This window comes from Vibrio orientalis CIP 102891 = ATCC 33934, assembly GCF_000176235.1.
Classification (GTDB): Bacteria; Pseudomonadota; Gammaproteobacteria; order Enterobacterales; family Vibrionaceae; genus Vibrio; species Vibrio orientalis.
In genome coordinates, this window is sequence record NZ_ACZV01000001.1 from 140,282 (window position 1) to 162,342 (window position 22,061).

The following is a 22,061-nucleotide window of genomic DNA, read 5'->3' on the forward strand; positions in this document are numbered from 1 at the left end:
TGTACTGGATTTTCGATTATGGTACTAAGATTTCTGCTGGTGCATCAGCTCTTCAACTAGCTCTGCCAACGGTTTAGGTTTACCGATGATATAACCTTGCGCGTAATCGACCTGAAGCTCCATTAGCTGCTCAATAATACGGGTGTTCTCAACAAATTCCGCCACGGTTTTCTTACCCATTTGACGAGCTAAATCATTGATTGAGCGTACCATCAGGTGGTCCATTTCATTGACATCTATATCGCGTACGAACAAGCCATCAATTTTGACTATATCGACCGGTAACTTTTTAAGGTAACCAAACGAAGACAGACCAGAGCCAAAGTCATCTAGGGCGATACGACAACCGAGCTCTTTAAGTTGAGTAAAGAACTCTATCGCTTGATTCATATTACTCATCGCCGCAGTTTCAGTGATTTCCAAGCAGATTTTCTCACACGGCACAGTGCTGGTTTCGAGCTTGTTTAATAAGAAGGCGATAAACTCTTTGTTGCCCATTGAGTGGCCCGATAGGTTAATCGAACATAGGCTAAGTTGCTCTAAGGCTTTATCATTTTCGGCCAACCAATCTAAGGTCTGAGTAACGACCTGTTTATCTAGCAAATGGGCGATGTTATAGCGCTCTGATGCGGGCATAAAAATCCCCGGAGAGATGTACTCTCCTTGCGCATTTTTAATTCGAATCAAGATTTCAAAGTGCATACCTGATTCTGAATCGGTCAAACTTAAAATCTGTTGAGCAAACAGTTCAATACGCTGATTAGCTAATGCATCATGAACGAGATTGACGCTTTCCATCTCCTGCTCACGACGACGAAGTTCTTTATCATCTAGGCAGTATAAGTTGTAGCGGTTGCGTCCCTCTTCTTTGGCCACGTGACACGCGGTATCAGCCTGAGCATGGACCATTTGTGGTGAAAGCGCAGTATGGTCAATCAATCGAATACCAATCGAGCAATTTAGATTGAGGCGAATATCTTCCCATATAAAAGGATGTTCACTGAGGGTATTGATGATCGTTGATGCCAACTTCTTTGCATCGACTTCGGTACAATCTCTCAGCAGAATCGCGAATTCATCCCCACCTAGACGAGCTAAGATGGTGTTATATGGCAGTACTTCTTCTAGCATGCTGGCACAAAACTGGATCGCGGCATCGCCCGCTTCATGCCCAGCGGTATCATTGAGTACTTTGAGCTGATCAAGGTCGATATACAGCATCGCATGAGTGCGTGTATAACTTTCAACTTCGGCTAACGCTTTGACTAGCTCTGTTTCGAAATAGTTGCGACTGTAAGTTCCCGTCAATAGGTCGTGTTCTGCCTGGTATTGCAGCTGATCTGATAGCTGTCGAGTCGCCGTCACATCTTCACCGACGATAAGCAAGTGGCCTGTTTCCACCAGCGGGCGGATGTTTTCTCGAATCCATACTGTATGGCCATCACAATGACGATATTCGATCTCTCTGCGCCAAACGCCTTTTAGCGCCTGCTTAGGTTGTAACAGCACCTGCCGAGGGATAATTGCGTCATCATGAAGATAGAAGTCTCGCAGTCGATGACCGAGTAGTTGGTCCGATGTATAACCCAACAGTTGCTCAGCAAATTGATTCACCTGCTGAATTCGATTCTGGTCATCAAGTGTCAACATCATGATCGGTTGCTGATCATAGTAGTGGCTTAAATTCGCTTCGCGTTGAAACAGTCTTTCTTCTGTGATTTTTCGTGAGGTTATATCACGCGCTTCAAGTAGGAACTGTTTACCACTGTTAAGCGATGGAATCGGTTTAAACGACAGCTCTAATACCATAGAGCCAAGTTCTGCGTGCCAAATTTCCGCTTCAAACTGAGTAATGATGTCGTGAGCACCGTCAGTAAAAAACTGCTCAATCTGCTGCGCGGTATCCACTTCCCAATGATGATGCTGCCAGATTGGCCGCTCTACGGAGAAGTTGTGGTCATAGAGTAATTCTTGTAGCTTACGGTTGCTCGATACAACGGTACCTTGCTCATCCAGAACGCCGATAAAGTGATAGCTCTGATCAAAGACCATTTCAATCAAAGTTTGGCTCTCTTTTGCTAACTGTTCGCTGCGTTTAATTCGGCTGAGGTAGTAGATAAGAACAAGAATAATAACCGAAAGCACAGACACCATGCTGCCTACAATTTTAAGCTCATTCTTATAGCGCTGAGAAAAGCTGAGCGGTTTATTGAAGATAACTGAGGCCGCCTCCCCTTCAATACCTAGCCCCCATTTAAGCACCGCTTGATAGTCGAGCTTAATTTCAGGTGTGCCGACTTCTATATTTGGTAATGGTCCATCTGGGTTTTCGAGCACCTCCACCAAGATATTCGCAGCTTGCTTACCGTGCGTCTTGCCACTCTGAATAACCCCGCCAACGGCACCATAGCCAAGCCCTAAATCGTGCACCATATAGATGGGCGCGTTGGAGGTTTCATTGAGCTTTTTCCATTGATTCACATCGGTTCTCACCGTGCCATCTTTATCACGGTAATAAACCCCAAATAGAATACTACTCTTAGTATCTAGCCTTGTAACAATCTCTAGCAATTGGTTGTAGCTATCTGGTACGACTGAGGTAACAATCTCTCGATATTTGGGGTTGTTAGTTAAGAAGGCATCCATCTGAGCTCTAACCGCCTCTCCCGTGACCGAATGATCACTGATGATATAGATAGAGTCTACTTCGCCTTGAAGACGTTCAATAAGCGAGATATTACTTAATAGATCAATATCTTCAATCACCCCTGTCGCGGAGATATCTTGGTGCAGTTCAGGTGTGTAATTATTGATCCCACCAAAAATGACTGGCGTCTGTCCGAGCTCAGAGGAAAGTTTATTCATCAGCGCCAGAGCATTGTTGTCACTGACCACAATTGCGCGAAACTTCTCTTGCTCAAACTTAGTTTTATAGAGATGGTACAACTGCTGTAGATATTCATCGCTCTGTAGGCGTTTGGTATCAAGATAGAGCACACGAGTAGAAATACCCGTGGCTTTTAATTCCACATCGAGACCCCTTTGAAAGGAATCTGTCCAAAAAAAACCTTGATGGTAAGAGTGTACAACCAGTACATCTCTATTATCAGCAACAGCAAACATGCTGGTAATAGCAGACAGAAAAAGAAGGCAAAAGCGCACTAAATTTGAGTCTCGATATCTGAGGAGTGTTAGTATAATTGTATCACCAATGGTGATTATTTGTACTTATTCCATAGTGTTAACGTGAGCAATAAGGAGTTCTATGCACACGCAAAACGTAAAGCTCGATGATCTTGATAAGGCGATACTCAAAACGTTGATGGAGGATGCTCGTACTCCGTATGCCGAAATGGCCAAACAGTTCGAGGTCAGCCCTGCGACGATTCACGTCCGAATAGAGAAAATGAAGTCAGCCGATATTATCCAAGGGACGGAGGTCATCGTCGATACCAAAAAGCTTGGCTACGACGTATGTTGCTTTATTGGTATCAACCTTAACGCGGCTCGTGATTATCACTCTGCGCTAGAAAAACTAAATGCTTTGGAAGAAGTGGTTGAAGCGTATTACACCACTGGAGCATACAACATTTTCGTCAAGTTAATGTGTCGCTCGATTGAAGAACTGCAATACGTCCTAATCGATAAGCTGCAAGCAATTGATGAAGTCCAATCAACAGAAACCCTCATCTCATTGCAAAACCCGATTAACCGTAACGTTAACCCATAAAAAAACTCGCCGTAGCGAGCTTTTTTATCAGATTAGAAATCTATTTTGAGGCCAAGTACTGCTTTAAATCCTCAACAGAAATACCTTGTTGAGCGATCTCTTTAGCTAATGATTCAACTTGCTCGTCTTTGCGCGACTCAATCACCTGTTGAAACTGATAAACCATATCACGTAAAACTGGTAAAGGAACTTGCTTAGCGGCGCTTTGAATACGCTCAGCGCTTTGGTTGCCTAGCTCATTAAGAACCTTACCAAACATGAGTTTTTCTGGAGCGTCGTCTAGTTGCTCCATAACACGAGCCATCTCGTATGCTGTCATTGACATCGTTGTGATTTATCCACAGATTTCGATATAAGAAGCTCAAATATACAGCGTTTCATTTAATTAGCAAAGCGCATTTCCGCTTTGTTAGGCCGTTGCGTGATGCCATGTCTTACCTGACTTCGACCATAAGATCATCAAGGCTGGAGTCACAATGAGCATCAAGGTTGCAATCATCACTTGTGGTTCCATACCTAAGCGTTGGACACTACCAACCACCAGTCCTGAACCACTCATTTGAAATAGGCCCAATAGTGCCGCTGCAGTGCCCGCTTTGTCACCAAATGGTGCAAGCGCTTTACCTGCCGCAGCTCCTAAAATCCATGCAAAGCCAATTGACGACATAAAGATTGGTAGCATAAAGGCAAGTGGCGTCGCTTGCGTCGCTAGTGACAACATAGCCATACCAGCTAATGCTAAAGTCACGATTCCGACTGTTAGCGCCCAATGGGTGCCAAACTTGTCCATAAACTTAGGCGCACTCATACATGCTACGATATTGATTGCCGCATTAATCCCAAACCAGAAGGTGAACTCATTCATGCTTAGGCCTAAGTTTTCCATCAGAACTACTGGCGCAGAGGTCACGTAGCCAAGGATTACCGCCATTGCCAACATACATAGCGATGCATGGAACACGAACGAAGGCGTTTTAACGACATCTAAGTAACGATGAAGTTTGAAAACTGGCTCTTTACTCAATTGCGGATTGGTCTCTTTCAAACCTAGCCATAAGAACACCAACACGACCACCGCAAAGCCGGCCATAAAGCTGAAATTGGAACGCCAGCCAAATTGTTGAGTCAACCAACTACCAAGAATAGGAGCTAACGCGGGTATAAAGCAGATTGCCCCGTTGAGGTAGCTAATCATCTTGCCACTTTTTTGTGGTCCAAAAATATCGCGAACTGTTGCAAAGGCTGCTACTGATGTCGCGCATGCACCTAAGCCTTGTAGCAGTCGAGACACCAACATCCATTCAATATTTTGAGCACTCCACGCCAATAAAGCGCTCACTGCATAGATGCTGACACCGCCCAATGCAACAGTTCGACGTCCGAGTTTATCTGCTAAAGGTCCAGCAAATAGCTGGCCAACACCCATAGCAAATAGAAACCATGTGATCGTATCTTGTGCTAACGCGTGTTCCACGTGAAACGTTGATGAGATCATAGGCAATGCAGGCAGATAAATATCAATCGCTAATGGACTGAATAAAACCAACAGTGTCAGTAACACCAGTTGCGATTTCTTTGGAACATATTGGTTTGCCGTTTGCACTTACTACTCCGCTGCACAAGATGAATTTGGCGACATAGTAAGCTAAACTAGATATGCCATCCAATGACGAATAGTCATCAAAGTTATTCTATATGGGAATTTCTAATGAATATTGAAAAGCTCGCACGCCTCGACCTCAATTTGCTGGTATGTTTACGTGTCCTGCTTGAAGAACTCAATGTCACTCGGGCTGCTCACCGACTCTGCTTAAGCCAATCAGCCGTCAGTAAAAACCTCGCTAAGTTGCGTACACAATTCGATGATCCGCTGTTTGTCCGACACGCACACGGTTTGAAACCTACACCTAAAGCGCTGTTTCTCAAACCTAAGCTTGAAGTGCTCATCCATCAACTTGAGCAACTGACTCAACCTGAAGAGTTTTCACCTAGCTCAAGTGATTACCGCTATCAAATTGCCGCTGTAGAAAGTGTCTATCCGTTAATCTTGCCGCACTTTTTGCCACAGATATTTAAACGTGCACCACAAGTAACCATCGCCACCCATGCTTGGTCCGAAGAGACGTTTCGTCAGATACAACGAGGTGAAATAGATCTCGGCATCACAGGTAAAGATATCGATATTAATGATGCCAAGTTGACCATGCTGCCACCCAGCGATATTTGCGAGCAAGAGATCTATCGTGATAATCAAATGTGTTTAGTCCGAAAAGACCACCCAGCATTAGGCCAAAACTGGAATTTAGAGAACTATCTAGCTCAACGTCATGTTCAAGTGCGTTGTGATGGCAATGAACGTTGGCTGTTGGATTATCGTCTCGCGGACTACGGCAAAGAGCGTGACATTGCGATCACGGTGCCTGACTTTAATAGCGCGGCAAGCCTCTGTTCCTATACGGATTTCGTTTTCACTGCGCCAAGCCACTTCGTTAAATTGGCGTCTAAACAACTCGACCTAACCGTACTGCCATTGCCAATGGAGTTTCCTCCGATGGCTTACACGCTATTCTGGCACAGAGACCGAGAAAATGATCCCGCACTCTCTTGGTTACGTCAGATAATTAAAGATAAAACCACCGCACTGAGATAGTTTGCAGCCCGCCGGTAAAAAGAGTAGCTTATTGACATCGTCCAGGTGGCATAACGTTGTAATGGACGCCATAACCATAATGAAGGATTAACACAGATGCTAACTAATACTGAGCAGCGCCTAGCCGCAATTCGCGAGTGGCTTGCAAACAACAATATTGATGCCCTGCTTGTTCCCCATGAAGACGAGTATTTAGGTGAATACGTACCAGCGCATAACGAGCGTTTACACTGGCTAACAGGTTTTACTGGTTCTGCCGGAGCGGCCGTTATCACGCAAGATAAAGCAGCAATTTTTGTTGATGGTCGCTACACAGTACAAGTAACAAAGCAAGTTCCTGCCGATCTATTCGAGTACCGTCACCTGATTGAAGAACCTGCATTAGATTGGATTAAGGACACTCTTGAAAGCGGCGCATCTGTTGCAATCGACCCACGTATGCATAACTCAGCCTGGCTCGATATCGCGCAAGCCAAACTAGCTAGTTCACTTGAGCTAAAGATTCTAGACAGTAACCCTATAGACGAACTGTGGCACGATCGCCCTGCACCTGTGGTTTCTGATGTTCGTTTGATGGCAACCGAAGCCGTAGGTCAATCAAGCGACAGTAAACGCCAAGAAATCGCACAGCTGGTTAAAAAAGCTGGCGCAGACAGCGCAGTGATCACCGCGCTTGATTCTATCTGCTGGCTGCTCAACGTTCGTGGTCTTGATGTATCACGTCTACCAGTACTGCTTTCTCACGCGATTCTGCATTCAGATTCAACTGTTGAATATTTCTTGGATCCCGCTCGCCTACCAACAGAGTTCGATACTCACGTAGGTGCGGGTGTAACAGTACATCACCCAGAAGCATTGCAAGCACGACTTGAAACCCTAACCGGTAAAAAAGTGCTAGTTGACCCTACGACAAGCAACGCATGGTTTAAGCTGGTTCTACAAAACGCCGGAGCATCTGTAGTAAGTAAAGCGGACCCATGTCTAATGCCAAAAGCGGCGAAGAACTCAGTTGAAATCGCAGGCATGAAAGCATGTCATATCCGCGATGGCGTTGCGATGAGTAAGTTCCTGTGTTGGTTAGATGCAGAGGTCGTTGCAGGTAATCTGCATGATGAAGCAACACTGGCTGACAAACTGGAAGCATTCCGTAGCGAAGACCCTACGCTAATGGATCTCAGCTTCGATACCATTTCAGCAGCGGGCGGAAACGCCGCAATGTGTCACTACAATCACGAGAACCAACCTGAGCCAGGTCAGCTCGAGCTGAACACGCTTTACCTAGTTGATTCAGGCGGTCAATACCTAGATGGTACTACCGACATCACACGTACTATCGCGATCGGTCAGCCTTCACAAGAAATGATTAAGCAGTTCACTCTTGCTCTAAAAGGTCATATTGGGGTTGCTCGTGCACGCTTCCCGAAAGGCACTCGTGGTTACCAAATCGATACGCTAGCTCGTCAGCACCTATGGGCTGAAGGTTACGACTATGACCACGGCACGGGGCATGGCGTTGGTCACTTCCTAAGTGTTCATGAAGGCCCAGCGAGCATTTCGAAGAAGCAAATCGACGTGCCTCTAACAGAAGGTATGGTGCTGTCCAACGAGCCAGGTTACTACCGTGCAGATGCGTTTGGTATCCGTATTGAAAACCTAGAGCTTGTTGTCGAAACACCAACAAATGGTGACTTCCCTGTTCTGTCGTTTGAGTCGCTAACACGCTGCCCAATCGACAAGCGCAACATTAATGTGGATATGCTCACTCGTCCAGAGCTTGCTTGGCTGAATGATTACCATCAAAAAGTATGGGATGAAATCAGCCCACTTGTAGAAAGTGAAGTGAAAGAGTGGCTGCGTCAAGCAACACTACCTTTAGCACACAGCTAGAAGCTAGAAGCTAGAAGCTAGAAGCTAGAAGCTAGAAGCTAGAAGCTAGAAGCTAGAAAAAGTAGAGGGTTGATGTTTTACATCAACCCTCTTTTCTTTGTTTATGTTTCACGTGAAACATCGAGTTTGTCTAACCCAATATATTTTAGCCAGAATATGCCGAATGCCAATCGCGCCATACCGGGTCAAACCCTTTTGCGCGAATCATACCTTCCACTGAGCCAGCGCTGCGCTCATCACTGATTTCAAATTGCTCTAGTTCAACATCATCCATCGCGTACCCACCAGGCTGAGTTTTCGATGCAGCCGACATACTGGTCACCCCCAAAGGAAGAACATTGTCCCTAAATGTTGCCGACTCGCGAGTCGATAGTGACAGTTCAACTTCAGGGTTTAATAAGCGATAGGCGCAAATCAATTGTACCAGCTGTTTGTCACTCATGACCGACTTTGGTTGAAGACCACCTTCGCAAGGACGTAAACGCGGAAAAGAAATTGAGTAACGCGTTTGCCAATAGGTTCGTTCAAGATAATCCAAATGAGCGGCGACGTAAAAGCAGTCAGCGCGCCACTCTTCCAGTCCAATCAAGGCACCTATACCAATCTTATCAATACCTGCTTTTGCTAAACGATCTGGCGTATCCAAGCGGTATTCAAAATCCATCTTATTACCACGAAGATGGTGCTCGGCATAAGTCGAGGGGTGATAGGTTTCTTGATACACCATCACCGCATCCAAACCGAGAGTCTTAAGCTCTGCGTAATCGCTTTGGTCTAGAGGTTGAACCTCCATCGCCAAATAATTAAAACGTTGCTTAATCGTTGGCACCATGTCGCGGAAATACTTCATCCCAACTTTGGTTTCATGCTCCCCAGTTACCAATAGCACACTATCAAACTTCATGCGTTTAATGGCTTCTACTTCAGCAATAACTTCGTCTTTATTAAGCGTGCGGCGTTTGATTCTATTCTCCATCGAAAAGCCACAATACGTACAAGCGTTAGCGCACAAGTTAGAAAGGTACAATGGAATATAAAGCGACATGGTATTACCAAAACGCTTGCGAGTTGCCGAGTATGACAACTGCGCCATTTGCTCCAAGTAAGGTTCCGCAGCAGGTGAAATTAGTGCTTTAAAATCTTCCAAGTCACGCTTGGGTTTATTCAATGCGCGCACGACGTCTTGCTCGGTTTTGGCGTAAATCGACATCGAGATATCGTCCCAATTGAGCTGTTTAAACTGTTCGACGAAACTCATGAACACCTCACTTATAGCTCATCCAAAAAGGAAGTCAGTGGGCTCGATGCAACAGCGTGAGACACCTTACCAGCAAGACCCGCTTCATACGCCATACGACCTGATTCTACCGCCATCTTAAATGCCTTCGCCATCGCTACGGGATCGCTCGACGCAGCAATTGCGGTATTTACCAGTACGGCATCTGCGCCCATTTCCATCGCACGCGCCGCATGAGAAGGTGCACCAATGCCCGCATCTACAACTACTGGAACATTGGCTTGGTCGATGATGATCTCTAGGAAGTCGTGAGAAACAACGCCTTTGTTGGATCCGATAGGCGCGCCCAACGGCATTACTGCTGCACAGCCAACTTCTTCTAAGCGCTTACACAAAACTGGGTCTGCATGACAGTAAGGAAGTACAATAAACCCCTGAAGTACCAGTTGTTCTGCCGCGGCAAGAGTCTCTATTGGATCGGGCATTAAATATTTCGGATCTGGGTGAATTTCAAGTTTTAGCCAGTTGGTACCCAATGCCTCGCGCGCAAGCTGAGCAGCAAATACTGCGTCCTTGGCATTCTTTGCACCTGATGTATTGGGTAGCAAGTTAACGCCGGATTCAACTAGTGGCCGCAAAATATCATCTTGTTGGTCATTAATATCTACACGCTTCAAAGCCATGGTAGCCAGTTGCGACCCTGACACTTGAATCGCTTTAGCCATCAACTGGCTATTAGCAAATTTTCCTGTGCCCGTGAACAGTCGCGATTTGAATTGTTTATCTCCAATTTTTAGCATCGACGTTAGCCCCCTGCGATCGCTTGAAACAGAGAGATACTATCTCCCTGTGAAAGTACTGTGCTCGCCCACTCACTGCGCGGCACAACATTATTGTTGATTGCAAAAACACAGCCAATTTCAGGAAGTTCAAATTGACTGATGATTTGCTGTAGATTCGAACCAGTTGCAACTTGGTGTGATTGCTCGTTAATAGCAATGGTTATCACACCTGTATCAGCAGCAAACTCTGGTGTAGTTGATTGTTGTAACGATGATGTCATTGCTTGCGACTCTCATATTGTTCGATATTAGGTAAAGATGGATGCGGCCCTATGGCTAAGCGCAAACTTGGCATTGCTTATCTTTCTGTATCTGCATGGTTTGCCACTGCATTCGTAGCCCATCAAATAGATGCAATTGAAATGGTTTCACGTGAAACATTCCTGTCGATAGCCTTTGAATAGCAGCGAGAGCTTGGTAATTACCAAGAGTACCTACCACCGGACCAACAACACCACTATCAGTGCAACTGTTAACTTGTTTGAGCTCATCAAAAGGATAAAGGCAGCGATAACACGCCTTGTCCTCATCAGCCCCTTGATAATCAAACACAGCAAACTGCCCTTGCCAGCCAATTGCAGCAGCGGAAACTAATGGTGTACTACTTTCAAAGCAGACTTGATTGATAAGCTGTCTAGTCTGCATATTGTCACTGCAGTCGAGAACCACATCTGCCAGCATAACCTCCAATTTAAGTTGAGCTTTTTCCAGCCGTTTAGTTATCGCACGTACTCGAACCATAGGGTTGAGCTCAGCGAGATGCCTTACTGTCGCCTCGGTTTTCGCTACTTGGAGGTCTTGTTCACGATAGATCACTTGCCTCTGTAAGTTGCTGCTATCTACCTCGTCATCATCAACGACCACTAGCTTGCCGATACCAGCCGCAGCTAAATACAAACTCGCTGCGCTACCTAGCCCACCACAACCAATGATCAGCACATGCGACTTGCTCAACTGCTCTTGTCCATTTTCAGCTATTTCTGGCAAAGCTATTTGACGTCGGTATCGGAGAAATTGCTTATCCGTGAGCATGCTAGCCTCTCTTGGTATCCGCCAATTCACTATTCTGATCAGTAAACGTTAGCTGTCTTTCCTTCATCAGTTGTGCAAAAAACTCGATAACGGACTGAGCTGATTCTGCCAACGTAATAGCACGCACGACTGCCAAGCTAGAAACGCCCGTTTGCCAAACTTGGTCAGCATTAGATTGGTCAATGCCACCAATTGCGACCGTCGGAAAACCGAGTAAATCGCCACTCACTGCTTTGTCTTTTGAAGAACGGAAAGCACGCTCTGTGTTTCCATAAGGAATGCTATCAATTAACTTTTGGTACAACGCCAAGCGAACTAAACCTTGTGGTTTAGATGGCATCTGTTTTGTGGTGGTTGGGAAAATATGCCCTAGCGCGATGTAGCTAGGGTGAATTTGTACGATGCGCAGTAGCTCGTAATAACCATGAGTAGAAAGACCGAGACAGATACCGGCTTTGGTTAGCTGAGCTAAATTCGATTCTTCTATGTCTTCTTGTCCTAGGTGAACACCGTAAGCCCCATGTTTAATCGCTAACTGCCAATAGTCATTGATAAACACTTGCGCCTTGTACTGCCGACCTAGCTCAATTGCTCGAATGATCTGTTGTTCTAAATCGGCTCGCAGAGGGTTCTTGATTCGCAGTTGAATGGTACTAATACCTAAAGGTAGCAAACTCTCGATCCAAGCAACATCATCAACAACTGGGTAGAGCCCTAGACCTTGTTTGGTTAGGGTTGGAAAGTTGACGTCCTCTCCTTGTGCAGACCATCCTACTTGAATGCCAAGTCGGTTATCTTCCAATACTGGGGTTGGGAAATCATCAAATTGGTCAGCCCATAATGTAGACCTTCCTTCGTCAAGGCTGTCACTCAATAATGTTTCACGTGAAACATTCGCTTGTTGAGTTAGCATTCCTCGAGCAAGTGTTAACGCATCTTCGATAGGAAAATCGAGTACTATCAGCGTTACTATCCAAGCAAGGTGATGTTCAGGATCGAACATTGCGTTGACTTTGAACTTAACAGAAAGCGCTCTCACTTCATCATTAATTGGGTGACGCCAGATATCTAGATAAAGCGCTTCGTCCTTTTCACCGGAAACCTGGCTATCAGCAATACCAATAAAAATTGTTTTCGATGGTTGCCTTGCACACGCTTCCACCGACAACGCTGAGCGATAATAAAGCGCAAGTGAACACTCAGGTTCAGAATCATACCCATCGATAAGATCAGTCGTTATGTGTGTAATCTGTTGGTCGCGAACAAGCTGAATAGATTGAGTTGGGCTAACACCCAACTCAAAATCTTCGATGCAAAAACCCTGCTCTTTCGCCAACAACAAGCATTGTTGAACTAAACCGGTTAGTTCAATCAATGATGACGGAATAAGGATTTTGCTCATTAATCACTGACCTCGGCATGTGCTGCTGGGTGGTATAGCTCAGAGCCCGTTTCTCTAAATTCTTGCGATTTTTGACGCATACCTTCAAGTGGGTCATCAAGCATTTTGATTGAGATTGCTTGGTCCGCAGCAACTTGCTCAGTGTCTTTCGCATACTCTCTAACTTCTTGAGAGATCTTCATTGAACAGAACTTAGGACCACACATCGAACAAAAATGGGCAACCTTACCCGACTCTTGCGGTAGGGTTTCATCATGGAAAGTACGAGCGGTTTCAGGGTCGAGTGACAAGTTGAATTGATCTTCCCAACGGAACTCGAAGCGAGCTTTAGAAAGCGCGTTATCTCGAACTTGTGCACCAGGGTGTCCCTTAGCTAAATCAGCAGCGTGTGCAGCAAGCTTGTAGGTGATCATGCCTACCTTCACGTCTTCTTTGTTTGGTAAGCCTAGGTGCTCTTTTGGTGTTACATAACAAAGCATCGCACAGCCATACCAACCAATCATGGCGGCACCAATACCTGAAGTAATATGATCGTAGCCAGGAGCGACGTCTGTCGTCAGTGGACCAAGCGTGTAGAACGGTGCTTCATGACAATGCTCTAATTGCTCTTCCATGTTCTCTTTGATCATGTGCATTGGAACATGGCCAGGACCTTCGATAATGACTTGTACGTCGTATTCCCAAGCAATCTTGGTCAACTCACCAAGGGTGCGAAGCTCAGCAAATTGCGCTTCATCGTTAGCATCGGCAACCGAACCAGGACGCAGACCATCACCGAGAGAAAGTGCCACATCATACTTAGCACAGATTTCACAGATCTCTCGAAAGTGGGTGTATAAGAAGCTTTCTTGGTGATGCGCTAAACACCATTTCGCAATGATAGAACCACCACGAGAAACGATACCAGTAACGCGTTTTGCAGTCATTGGCACATAGCGAAGTAGTAAACCGGCATGGATAGTGAAATAGTCAACACCCTGCTCAGCTTGCTCAATCAGAGTATCGCGCATCACTTCCCAGTTAAGGTTTTCGGCAACACCATTCACTTTCTCAAGCGCTTGGTACATAGGTACAGTACCAATCGGAACTGGACTATTACGCAGAATCCACTCGCGAGTTTCGTGAATATTACGTCCAGTAGAAAGGTCCATAACGGTATCCCCACCCCAACGCGTCGCCCACACGAGCTTCTCTACTTCTTCCTCAATCGAAGAAGTGACCGATGAGTTACCGATGTTGGCGTTCACTTTGACCAAAAAGTTACGCCCAATGATCATTGGTTCGGATTCTGGGTGGTTAATATTAGAAGGGATAATCGCGCGACCTTCGGCGACTTCTTTACGCACAAACTCAGCGGTAATGTCTTTTGGAAGATTCGCTCCGAAGCTTTGACCCGGATGCTGTTGATTCAGCACTTCATCACGGTATTGAGCGCGCCCCATATTTTCACGCAGGGCGATATATTCCATTTCTGGGGTGATTATACCTTTGCGAGCATAGTGCAATTGAGTCACGCACTGCCCATCTTTGGCACGTCGAATACGAGGTAGATTTCCGTAACGAAGCTCGTCTAGCGTTTCATCTTCTAAGCGCTCCTTGGTGTATACCGAGCTTACCTCATCAAGTAACTCAGTATCGGCACGCTCTTCAATCCACCCTTCTCTTAGCTTAGGTAGGCCCTTGTAAAGGTCAATGGTGTGTTCTGGGTCTGTGTATACCCCAGAGGTATCGTAAACGCGTACGGGCTCATTAGGCTCGAAAATAGGCGCTTCTTTTGTGCCTCCAATAAGGCTATCAGCGAGTGATATTTCGCGCATCGGTACGCGAATATCAGAACGTGAGCCTTCAACATAGACTTTGCTTGAATTTGGGTACGGTTGTACCGAAAGAGTATCAATAAACTGTTTTGCTTCCAGTCTCGCTTGCTTGCGACTCGACATAGCATTTTTCCTTGCTTTGTTATTCTTAGATAAAAAGTAACGGGATAAAAATGCTTGGCGGAAAGATGCGACAAGAGGAATCGAATTATGAGCTAGGTTAGCTTGCGCTAATGACCCCATAACGGTATTCGATTATTTGATAGGTAAACTAGATAGAATTCTAGTGTAGATATCTTCTCTTGTTCCCTTCGCAGATATTAATCTGATCAGGTTCAACGGATCCCGAATTAACGGTCTCAGCCCTATGGCACTCCGACAAGTAGAACCAGTATATAAAATCGGCTTGGTTAAACCAAGCCGACCTGATTAAAAAAGTGTCACTTTTTAACAGTGCTAACTTTTGAGTAGCAATTGAAAGCCAATCCAAGCAGCAGAAATGCTGAGGACGACATTAAGTAGAACGTTAAGTCCCATCTTAAAAAATGCACCTTGCTGCATAAGGAGCACGTTATCCATAGAGAACGTAGAGAAGGTGGTTAAAGCGCCTAGAAAGCCAAGACCAATAATCTGACGCCAAGGTTCTGTGGCGAGCATTTCATTTTCAAAAGCTGCAATCAAAAGCCCCATAATAAATGAACCGACGACATTAACCGTTAGAGTTCCGTATGGGAATCCGCGTCCTAGTAGTAATGCGCATAGTTCAGCAACCAAATATCGTGAACACGCGCCAAAAGCTCCACCAATCGCAATGAAGCCTAATATAGAAAGCTGTCCCATCATTTTCTCCAGTTAATATTTTTGTACATCTTAGCCGTCTGCCAGCCTATTTTTACAAGTTTAAATCAACAACTAGCCCAATAAACTAATGAAAATTTAAAACGTTACAGGAGTCACTTTACTTCGATGTACCCCATAAGCCCTGTTTTCATATGCTCTATGACATGACAATGATACATCCAGCGCCCTGGGTTATCAGCAACAAATGCGGCTTTCGCACTGCCATTCTTACCAAGTAGGACAGTGTCGGTATGAAACGGCTCAGTCACTTTTCTACCATCTAACTCAAGTACAGTGAACGTATGACCATGAAGATGAATGGGATGATGGTATTGAGTGACGTTCTTGAGATTAAATATATAGGTCTTTCCGAGATCAAGCGTCGCTAGAGGTGCAGGAATATTATCTTTACTCATCCCCTCCCAAGCGCGTTTATTGGTCAGCCAGAATTTAGGTATCACTTTACCATCTTTGCCTACTGGGCTTACTGCACCTTCCCATTCAAAAACAAAGTCTATTTCTTCAGCACGATCGAGAGCTAACGCAGGAACCGGATTAAGAGGCAATATTGGGATCGGTTGCTGATCTGGAAGATCCGAGGCGATCACTTGAAAGTCGCACAAAGAAAATGGAAAGCGCCCTTTCATTTGACGTACGTATACACGCTCTCCTGCTTTCGGAGCAGTAAAAGCAATATCAACCCTCATTCCTGGTCCTATCTTGTGCTGTATGAGCTTATCGGGCGTTTTAATAGGGTTTCCATCAATTGCTATCACCCAGGCATTAACACCTTCTATAGCAATAGGGTAAGTGATTGTATTATCGACATTAGCAATTCTAAGCCGCGTTGTAGCGTTGGCCTTAAGAGTATACGTCGGCTCATGAGTGCCATTGACACTACTCCACTCACCCGGCGTTCCCATACGAGCGCTAAGACGTGGGATCATTAAGTCTTTCCACTGACCTTGCTTATCTAGGTGCCAATGTTTGAGCATCAACTCATGCTCCTCATCAAACTCAACAGGAACAACTTCTTCGACGATAATTAAACCAACTAAGCCCATACCAAGCTGCTTTACGCTATTCATATGTGGGTGGTACCAAAATGTGCCAGCGTCAGGAGGCGTAAAGCGATAGACAAAGGTTTCACCTGGCATTATCGGGGGTTGACTAAGAAATGGCACTCCATCCATTTCTATTGGGATTCTAAGTCCATGCCAGTGAATCGTCGTAGACTCAGATAGCTTATTGGTAAACCTAATCGTAACCTCTTGTCCCTGACGACAACGGATAGTTGGAGCGGGTATTTGCCCATTAAAGCCTAAGACATTGGTTTGAAAACCTGGTACGAGCTCTGCCGTTGTAGGCTCAGCGGTAAGATCATATACCAAGGAGCCATTACTACTTTCTGTTCGAGTTACTGAACACGCTGGTAAGATACTCATCGCTGAAATAGCCAAGCTAGATTTGATGAAATGACGACGTGAAATATTCATAAACTTAGAGGTTACTGAGTAGGTTATACTCGTAACTGTAACACCTTGATATTAATAATTCTCAATAAGATTAAAGTTTGAGGAGTGCCAGATCCTTAAACAAAAAAAGCCTTAGTCGAAAGACTAAGGCTTTTAATATGGTAGAGATGAAGCAACTCAATCTCCCAACACGCGCTGTTTTTTGGTAAGTCGCGGAATCCGCTGCTCTGCCAGTTGAATACTTCAACACCAGAAAGCAAAAAAGGCTCCAGCCTTTCGACTAGAGCCTTAAATATGGCAGGGGTGGAGAGATTCGAACTCCCAACACGCGGATTTGGAATCCGCTGCTCTGCCAATTGGAGCTACACCCCTGTAGAATCTTTTCAAATTGTAGATTCAAAAAAACCTCGCTATAAGCGAGGTCTTCAAATAAGTGGCGGAGCGGACGGGACTCGAACCCGCGACCCCCGGCGTGACAGGCCGGTATTCTAACCAACTGAACTACCGCTCCGCACTGGTTAGACTCTAGAGTCTAAATTTAAAGCCTGGCGATGTCCTACTCTCACATGGGGAAACCCCACACTACCATCGGCGCTAATTCGTTTCACTTCTGAGTTCGGCATGGAAGTCAGGTGGGTCCAAATCGCTATGGTCGCCAAGCAAATTCTTAAAATTCGGAAAGCTGTTTAAGTTCTTAACACATTCAATATTCTTGTATTGAGTCCATCAAAACCCTTTGGGTGTTGTATGGTTAAGCCTCACGGGCAATTAGTACAGGTTAGCTCAATGCCTCGCAGCACTTACACACCCTGCCTATCAACGTTCTAGTCTCGAACAACCCTTTAGGACCCTCAAGGGGTCAGGGAAGACTCATCTCAGGGCTCGCTTCCCGCTTAGATGCTTTCAGCGGTTATCGATTCCGAACTTAGCTACCGGGCAATGCGTCTGGCGACACAACCCGAACACCAGAGGTTCGTCCACTCCGGTCCTCTCGTACTAGGAGCAGCCCCCTTCAATCTTCCAACGCCCACGGCAGATAGGGACCGAACTGTCTCACGACGTTCTAAACCCAGCTCGCGTACCACTTTAAATGGCGAACAGCCATACCCTTGGGACCGACTTCAGCCCCAGGATGTGATGAGCCGACATCGAGGTGCCAAACACCGCCGTCGATATGAACTCTTGGGCGGTATCAGCCTGTTATCCCCGGAGTACCTTTTATCCGTTGAGCGATGGCCCTTCCATACAGAACCACCGGATCACTATGACCTGCTTTCGCACCTGCTCGAATTGTCATTCTCGCAGTCAAGCGGGCTTATGCCATTGCACTAACCACACGATGTCCAACCGTGTTTAGCCCACCTTCGTGCTCCTCCGTTACTCTTTGGGAGGAGACCGCCCCAGTCAAACTACCCACCAGGCACTGTCCACAACCCCGATTCAGGGGTCAATGTTAGAACATCAACACTACAAGGGTGGTATTTCAAGGACGGCTCCAACGATACTGGCGTACCGTCTTCAAAGCCTCCCACCTATCCTACACATGTAGGGTCAATGTTCAGTGCCAAGCTGTAGTAAAGGTTCACGGGGTCTTTCCGTCTAGCCGCGGGTACACTGCATCTTCACAGCGATTTCAATTTCACTGAGTCTCGGGTGGAGACAGCGTGGCCATCATTACGCCATTCGTGCAGGTCGGAACTTACCCGACAAGGAATTTCGCTACCTTAGGACCGTTATAGTTACGGCCGCCGTTTACCGGGGCTTCGATCAAGAGCTTCGACCGAAGTCTAACCCCATCAATTAACCTTCCGGCACCGGGCAGGCGTCACACCGTATACGTCATCTTACGATTTTGCACAGTGCTGTGTTTTTAATAAACAGTTGCAGCCACCTGGTATCTGCGACTCTCGTTAGCTCCATCCGCAAGGGACTTCACCGACAAGAGCGTACCTTCTCCCGAAGTTACGGTACCATTTTGCCTAGTTCCTTCACCCGAGTTCTCTCAAGCGCCTTGGTATTCTCTACCCGACCACCTGTGTCGGTTTGGGGTACGATTCCTTATAATCTGAAGCTTAGAGGCTTTTCCTGGAAGCATGGCATCAATGACTTCACACCCGTAGGTGCTCGACGTCGTGTCTCAGCCTTAAAAAGAGCCGGATTTACCTAACTCTTAAGCCTACGCACTTGAACCTGGACAACCGTCGCCAGGCCCACCTAGCCTTCTCCGTCCCCCCATCGCAATTATAAGAAGTACGGGAATATTAACCCGTTTCCCATCGACTACGCCTTTCGGCCTCGCCTTAGGGGTCGACTTACCCTGCCCCGATTAACGTTGGACAGGAACCCTTGGTCTTCCGGCGAGGGGGTTTTTCACCCCCTTTATCGTTACTCATGTCAGCATTCGCACTTCTGATACCTCCAGCATGCTTTACAACACACCTTCAACGGCTTACAGAACGCTCCCCTACCCAATGTAGTAAACTACATTGCCGCAGCTTCGGTTTATTACTTAGCCCCGTTACATCTTCCGCGCAGGCCGACTCGACTAGTGAGCTATTACGCTTTCTTTAAATGATGGCTGCTTCTAAGCCAACATCCTAGCTGTCTAAGCCTTCCCACATCGTTTCCCACTTAGTAATAATTTGGGACCTTAGCTGGCGGTCTGGGTTGTTTCCCTCTCCACGACGGACGTTAGCACCCGCCGTGTGTCTCCCGGATAGTACTTACTGGTATTCGGAGTTTGCAAAGGGTTGGTAAGTCGGGATGACCCCCTAGCCTTAACAGTGCTCTACCCCCAGTAGTATTCGTCCGAGGCTCTACCTAAATAGATTTCGGGGAGAACCAGCTATCTCCAGGTTTGATTGGCCTTTCACCCCTAGCCACAAGTCATCCGCTAATTTTTCAACATTAGTCGGTTCGGTCCTCCAGTTGATGTTACTCAACCTTCAACCTGCCCATGGCTAGATCACCTGGTTTCGGGTCTATATCCAGCAACTCGACGCCCAGTTAAGACTCGATTTCTCTACGGCTCCCCTAGATGGTTAACCTTGCTACTGAATATAAGTCGCTGACCCATTATACAAAAGGTACGCAGTCACACCACGAAGGTGCTCCTACTGCTTGTACGTACACGGTTTCAGGTTCTATTTCACTCCCCTCACAGGGGTTCTTTTCGCCTTTCCCTCACGGTACTGGTTCACTATCGGTCAGTCAGTAGTATTTAGCCTTGGAGGATGGTCCCCCCATATTCAGACAGGATATCACGTGTCCCGCCCTACTCGATTTCACTGAATGTGCGTTGTCGACTACGGGGCTATCACCCTGTATCGCCGGACTTTCCAGACCGTTCGTCTAACGCATATAAAGCTTAAGGGCTAGTCCAATTTCGCTCGCCGCTACTTTCGGAATCTCGGTTGATTTCTTTTCCTCGGGGTACTTAGATGTTTCAGTTCCCCCGGTTCGCCTCATTAACCTATGTATTCAGTTAATGATACGTGCTTATGCACGTGGGTTTCCCCATTCGGAAATCCCAGACTCAAGTGGTTTTTACTACCTAATCTGGGCTTATCGCAAGTTAATACGTCCTTCATCGCCTCTGACTGCCAAGGCATCCACCGTGTACGCTTAGTCACTTAACCATACAACCCCAAAGAGTTTCGCGAAGCGAATCTTGAGGATGTTGTTTAAACAACCAAAGTTGTCTGCATTTTTATACATGTGCAGACTCGATTTTGCCGGACTCAATTTTGAATAGTCACTAAAAGTGACATTCCCAAGAACACTTGAATGTGTTGTATTGGTGTTTGTCATAAAGACAAACATTGAGAACTTTACAATCAACAAATAATTTGTTGATTTGTCAGCTTTCCAAATTGTTAAAGAGCTAGATTTCTAATGAAACCATTTTTAAACACACTCGTAAGAATGCTTAAAGATGGTGGGCGATACCGGGCTCGAACCAGTGACCCCCTGCTTGTAAGGCAGGTGCTCTCCCAACTGAGCTAATCGCCCATATTAGTTTTACTTCTTATAGGAAGAAGCTTCTCGAATGGTGGAGCTATGCGGGATCGAACCGCAGACCTCCTGCGTGCAAGGCAGGCGCTCTCCCAGCTGAGCTATAGCCCCATCGAGAAAATGGTGGGTCGTGCAGGATTCGAACCTGCGACCAATTGATTAAAAGTCAACTGCTCTACCAACTGAGCTAACGACCCAATGGTATCCCGTAGGGGAGTCGAACCCCTGTTACCGCCGTGAAAGGGCGGTGTCCTAGGCCTCTAGACGAACGGGACACTAGTTGAACACCTTGGGGGGTGTTCCATCTCTTAAACTACATAAACCATCAATCTGTGTGGACACTCATCGTGAGTAATCATCGTATAAGGAGGTGATCCAGCCCCAGGTTCCCCTAGGGCTACCTTGTTACGACTTCACCCCAGTCATGAACCACAAAGTGGTAAGCGTTCTCCCGAAGGTTAAACTACCTACTTCTTTTGCAGCCCACTCCCATGGTGTGACGGGCGGTGTGTACAAGGCCCGGGAACGTATTCACCGTGGCATTCTGATCCACGATTACTAGCGATTCCGACTTCATGGAGTCGAGTTGCAGACTCCAATCCGGACTACGACGCACTTTTTGGGATTCGCTCACTCTCGCAAGTTGGCTGCCCTCTGTATGCGCCATTGTAGCACGTGTGTAGCCCTACTCGTAAGGGCCATGATGACTTGACGTCGTCCCCACCTTCCTCCGGTTTATCACCGGCAGTCTCCCTGGAGTTCCCGACATTACTCGCTGGCAAACAAGGATAAGGGTTGCGCTCGTTGCGGGACTTAACCCAACATTTCACAACACGAGCTGACGACAGCCATGCAGCACCTGTCTCAGAGTTCCCGAAGGCACACCAGAATCTCTTCCGGCTTCTCTGGATGTCAAGAGTAGGTAAGGTTCTTCGCGTTGCATCGAATTAAACCACATGCTCCACCGCTTGTGCGGGCCCCCGTCAATTCATTTGAGTTTTAATCTTGCGACCGTACTCCCCAGGCGGTCTACTTAACGCGTTAGCTCCGAAAGCCACGGCTCAAGGCCACAACCTCCAAGTAGACATCGTTTACGGCGTGGACTACCAGGGTATCTAATCCTGTTTGCTCCCCA

The 22,061-nt window shown here is 46.4% G+C and carries 14 protein-coding genes, 6 tRNA genes, 3 rRNA genes and 1 riboswitch; of the genes, 3 read left to right on the top strand and 20 right to left on the bottom strand.

The window, feature by feature from the left end; genetic code table 11:
* Positions 1 to 24: 24 nt before the first annotated feature.
* The gene (locus VIA_RS00690) at positions 25 to 3,162 is read right to left on the bottom strand and encodes an EAL domain-containing protein (RefSeq protein ID WP_038211260.1); all 3,138 of its coding nucleotides are present in this window, start codon (positions 3,160 to 3,162) and stop codon (positions 25 to 27) included.
* Positions 3,163 to 3,265: 103 nt separating this feature from the next.
* Between VIA_RS00690 and asnC the strand changes: the two genes are divergently transcribed.
* On the top strand, positions 3,266 to 3,730 hold the full coding sequence (gene asnC, locus VIA_RS00695; RefSeq protein WP_004409740.1) for a transcriptional regulator AsnC: 465 nt from the start codon (positions 3,266 to 3,268) through the stop codon (positions 3,728 to 3,730).
* A gap of 40 nt (positions 3,731 to 3,770) precedes the next feature.
* Here the strand turns inward: asnC and tsrA are convergent, their stop codons facing one another.
* Positions 3,771 to 4,055 (bottom strand): H-NS-like global regulator TsrA, encoded by a 285-nt coding sequence (gene tsrA, locus VIA_RS00700; RefSeq protein ID WP_004409741.1) that lies wholly within the window; start codon positions 4,053 to 4,055, stop codon positions 3,771 to 3,773.
* An 84-nt stretch (positions 4,056 to 4,139) separates the two neighbouring features.
* Positions 4,140 to 5,333 (bottom strand): multidrug effflux MFS transporter, encoded by a 1,194-nt coding sequence (locus VIA_RS00705; protein WP_004409742.1) that lies wholly within the window; start codon positions 5,331 to 5,333, stop codon positions 4,140 to 4,142.
* A 105-nt stretch (positions 5,334 to 5,438) separates the two neighbouring features.
* Here VIA_RS00705 and VIA_RS00710 point away from each other — a divergent pair, with 105 nt between their 5' ends.
* Positions 5,439 to 6,380 (top strand): LysR substrate-binding domain-containing protein, encoded by a 942-nt coding sequence (locus VIA_RS00710; RefSeq protein WP_004409744.1) that lies wholly within the window; start codon positions 5,439 to 5,441, stop codon positions 6,378 to 6,380.
* A gap of 96 nt (positions 6,381 to 6,476) precedes the next feature.
* Positions 6,477 to 8,267 (top strand): aminopeptidase P family protein, encoded by a 1,791-nt coding sequence (locus tag VIA_RS00715; RefSeq protein ID WP_004409755.1) that lies wholly within the window; start codon positions 6,477 to 6,479, stop codon positions 8,265 to 8,267.
* A gap of 145 nt (positions 8,268 to 8,412) precedes the next feature.
* On the opposite strand, the gene thiH is transcribed toward VIA_RS00715, so the two are convergent.
* The 17 genes from thiH to VIA_RS00800 all read right to left on the bottom strand — a co-directional run.
* Positions 8,413 to 9,525 carry a 2-iminoacetate synthase ThiH gene (gene thiH, locus VIA_RS00720; RefSeq protein WP_004409758.1) on the bottom strand — a complete coding sequence of 371 codons (1,113 nt, stop codon included), beginning with the start codon at positions 9,523 to 9,525 and terminating at the stop codon, positions 8,413 to 8,415.
* Positions 9,526 to 9,536: 11 nt separating this feature from the next.
* The gene (locus VIA_RS00725; protein WP_004409759.1) at positions 9,537 to 10,304 is read right to left on the bottom strand and encodes a thiazole synthase; all 768 of its coding nucleotides are present in this window, start codon (positions 10,302 to 10,304) and stop codon (positions 9,537 to 9,539) included.
* A 5-nt stretch (positions 10,305 to 10,309) separates the two neighbouring features.
* On the bottom strand, positions 10,310 to 10,567 hold the full coding sequence (gene thiS, locus VIA_RS00730; RefSeq protein ID WP_004409761.1) for a sulfur carrier protein ThiS: 258 nt from the start codon (positions 10,565 to 10,567) through the stop codon (positions 10,310 to 10,312).
* A gap of 55 nt (positions 10,568 to 10,622) precedes the next feature.
* Positions 10,623 to 11,378 carry a HesA/MoeB/ThiF family protein gene (locus VIA_RS00735; RefSeq protein ID WP_004409762.1) on the bottom strand — a complete coding sequence of 252 codons (756 nt, stop codon included), beginning with the start codon at positions 11,376 to 11,378 and terminating at the stop codon, positions 10,623 to 10,625.
* A gap of 1 nt (position 11,379) precedes the next feature.
* Positions 11,380 to 12,780, bottom strand: coding sequence for a thiamine phosphate synthase (locus tag VIA_RS00740; RefSeq protein ID WP_004409764.1), 1,401 nt, complete (start codon positions 12,778 to 12,780; stop codon positions 11,380 to 11,382).
* Positions 12,780 to 14,720, bottom strand: coding sequence for a phosphomethylpyrimidine synthase ThiC (gene thiC / locus VIA_RS00745; RefSeq protein ID WP_004417616.1), 1,941 nt, complete (start codon positions 14,718 to 14,720; stop codon positions 12,780 to 12,782). The genes VIA_RS00740 and thiC overlap by 1 nt, the downstream gene beginning before the upstream one ends.
* 166 nt (positions 14,721 to 14,886) lie before the next feature.
* Positions 14,887 to 14,985, bottom strand: a riboswitch (TPP riboswitch).
* Between the two features lie 68 nt (positions 14,986 to 15,053).
* Complete coding sequence (crcB, locus tag VIA_RS00750; protein ID WP_004409779.1) at positions 15,054 to 15,437, bottom strand: fluoride efflux transporter CrcB; 384 nt, start codon at positions 15,435 to 15,437, stop codon at positions 15,054 to 15,056.
* Positions 15,438 to 15,550: 113 nt separating this feature from the next.
* A complete protein-coding gene (locus VIA_RS00755; protein ID WP_004409782.1) occupies positions 15,551 to 16,933 on the bottom strand; it encodes a multicopper oxidase domain-containing protein in 1,383 nt (460 codons plus the stop codon).
* Between the two features lie 274 nt (positions 16,934 to 17,207).
* Positions 17,208 to 17,284, bottom strand: a tRNA-Trp gene (locus tag VIA_RS00760).
* A gap of 62 nt (positions 17,285 to 17,346) precedes the next feature.
* A tRNA-Asp gene (locus VIA_RS00765) sits at positions 17,347 to 17,423 on the bottom strand.
* Between the two features lie 32 nt (positions 17,424 to 17,455).
* Positions 17,456 to 17,572, bottom strand: a 5S ribosomal RNA gene (gene rrf / locus VIA_RS00770).
* A gap of 87 nt (positions 17,573 to 17,659) precedes the next feature.
* Positions 17,660 to 20,550, bottom strand: a 23S ribosomal RNA gene (locus tag VIA_RS00775).
* A 297-nt stretch (positions 20,551 to 20,847) separates the two neighbouring features.
* A tRNA-Val gene (locus VIA_RS00780) sits at positions 20,848 to 20,923 on the bottom strand.
* 38 nt (positions 20,924 to 20,961) lie between these two features.
* A tRNA-Ala gene (locus VIA_RS00785) sits at positions 20,962 to 21,037 on the bottom strand.
* A gap of 10 nt (positions 21,038 to 21,047) precedes the next feature.
* Positions 21,048 to 21,123, bottom strand: a tRNA-Lys gene (locus tag VIA_RS00790).
* A 2-nt stretch (positions 21,124 to 21,125) separates the two neighbouring features.
* Positions 21,126 to 21,201, bottom strand: a tRNA-Glu gene (locus tag VIA_RS00795).
* A gap of 88 nt (positions 21,202 to 21,289) precedes the next feature.
* A 16S ribosomal RNA gene (locus tag VIA_RS00800) occupies positions 21,290 to 22,061 on the bottom strand; the annotation flags it as partial.

What these genes read in the sequence shown, in the direction of transcription:
- asnC (WP_004409740.1), top strand. Translation starts at nt 3,266, where the DNA reads ATGCACACGCAAAACGTAAAGCTCGATGATCTTGATAAGGCGATACTC.
- tsrA (WP_004409741.1), bottom strand. Translation starts at nt 4,055, where the DNA reads ATGTCAATGACAGCATACGAGATGGCTCGTGTTATGGAGCAACTAGAC.
- VIA_RS00710 (WP_004409744.1), top strand. Translation starts at nt 5,439, where the DNA reads ATGAATATTGAAAAGCTCGCACGCCTCGACCTCAATTTGCTGGTATGT.
- VIA_RS00715 (WP_004409755.1), top strand. Translation starts at nt 6,477, where the DNA reads ATGCTAACTAATACTGAGCAGCGCCTAGCCGCAATTCGCGAGTGGCTT.
- thiH (WP_004409758.1), bottom strand. Translation starts at nt 9,525, where the DNA reads ATGAGTTTCGTCGAACAGTTTAAACAGCTCAATTGGGACGATATCTCG.
- VIA_RS00725 (WP_004409759.1), bottom strand. Translation starts at nt 10,304, where the DNA reads ATGCTAAAAATTGGAGATAAACAATTCAAATCGCGACTGTTCACGGGC.
- thiS (WP_004409761.1), bottom strand. Translation starts at nt 10,567, where the DNA reads ATGACATCATCGTTACAACAATCAACTACACCAGAGTTTGCTGCTGAT.
- VIA_RS00735 (WP_004409762.1), bottom strand. Translation starts at nt 11,378, where the DNA reads ATGCTCACGGATAAGCAATTTCTCCGATACCGACGTCAAATAGCTTTG.
- VIA_RS00740 (WP_004409764.1), bottom strand. Translation starts at nt 12,780, where the DNA reads ATGAGCAAAATCCTTATTCCGTCATCATTGATTGAACTAACCGGTTTA.
- thiC (WP_004417616.1), bottom strand. Translation starts at nt 14,720, where the DNA reads ATGTCGAGTCGCAAGCAAGCGAGACTGGAAGCAAAACAGTTTATTGAT.
- crcB (WP_004409779.1), bottom strand. Translation starts at nt 15,437, where the DNA reads ATGGGACAGCTTTCTATATTAGGCTTCATTGCGATTGGTGGAGCTTTT.
- VIA_RS00755 (WP_004409782.1), bottom strand. Translation starts at nt 16,933, where the DNA reads ATGAATATTTCACGTCGTCATTTCATCAAATCTAGCTTGGCTATTTCA.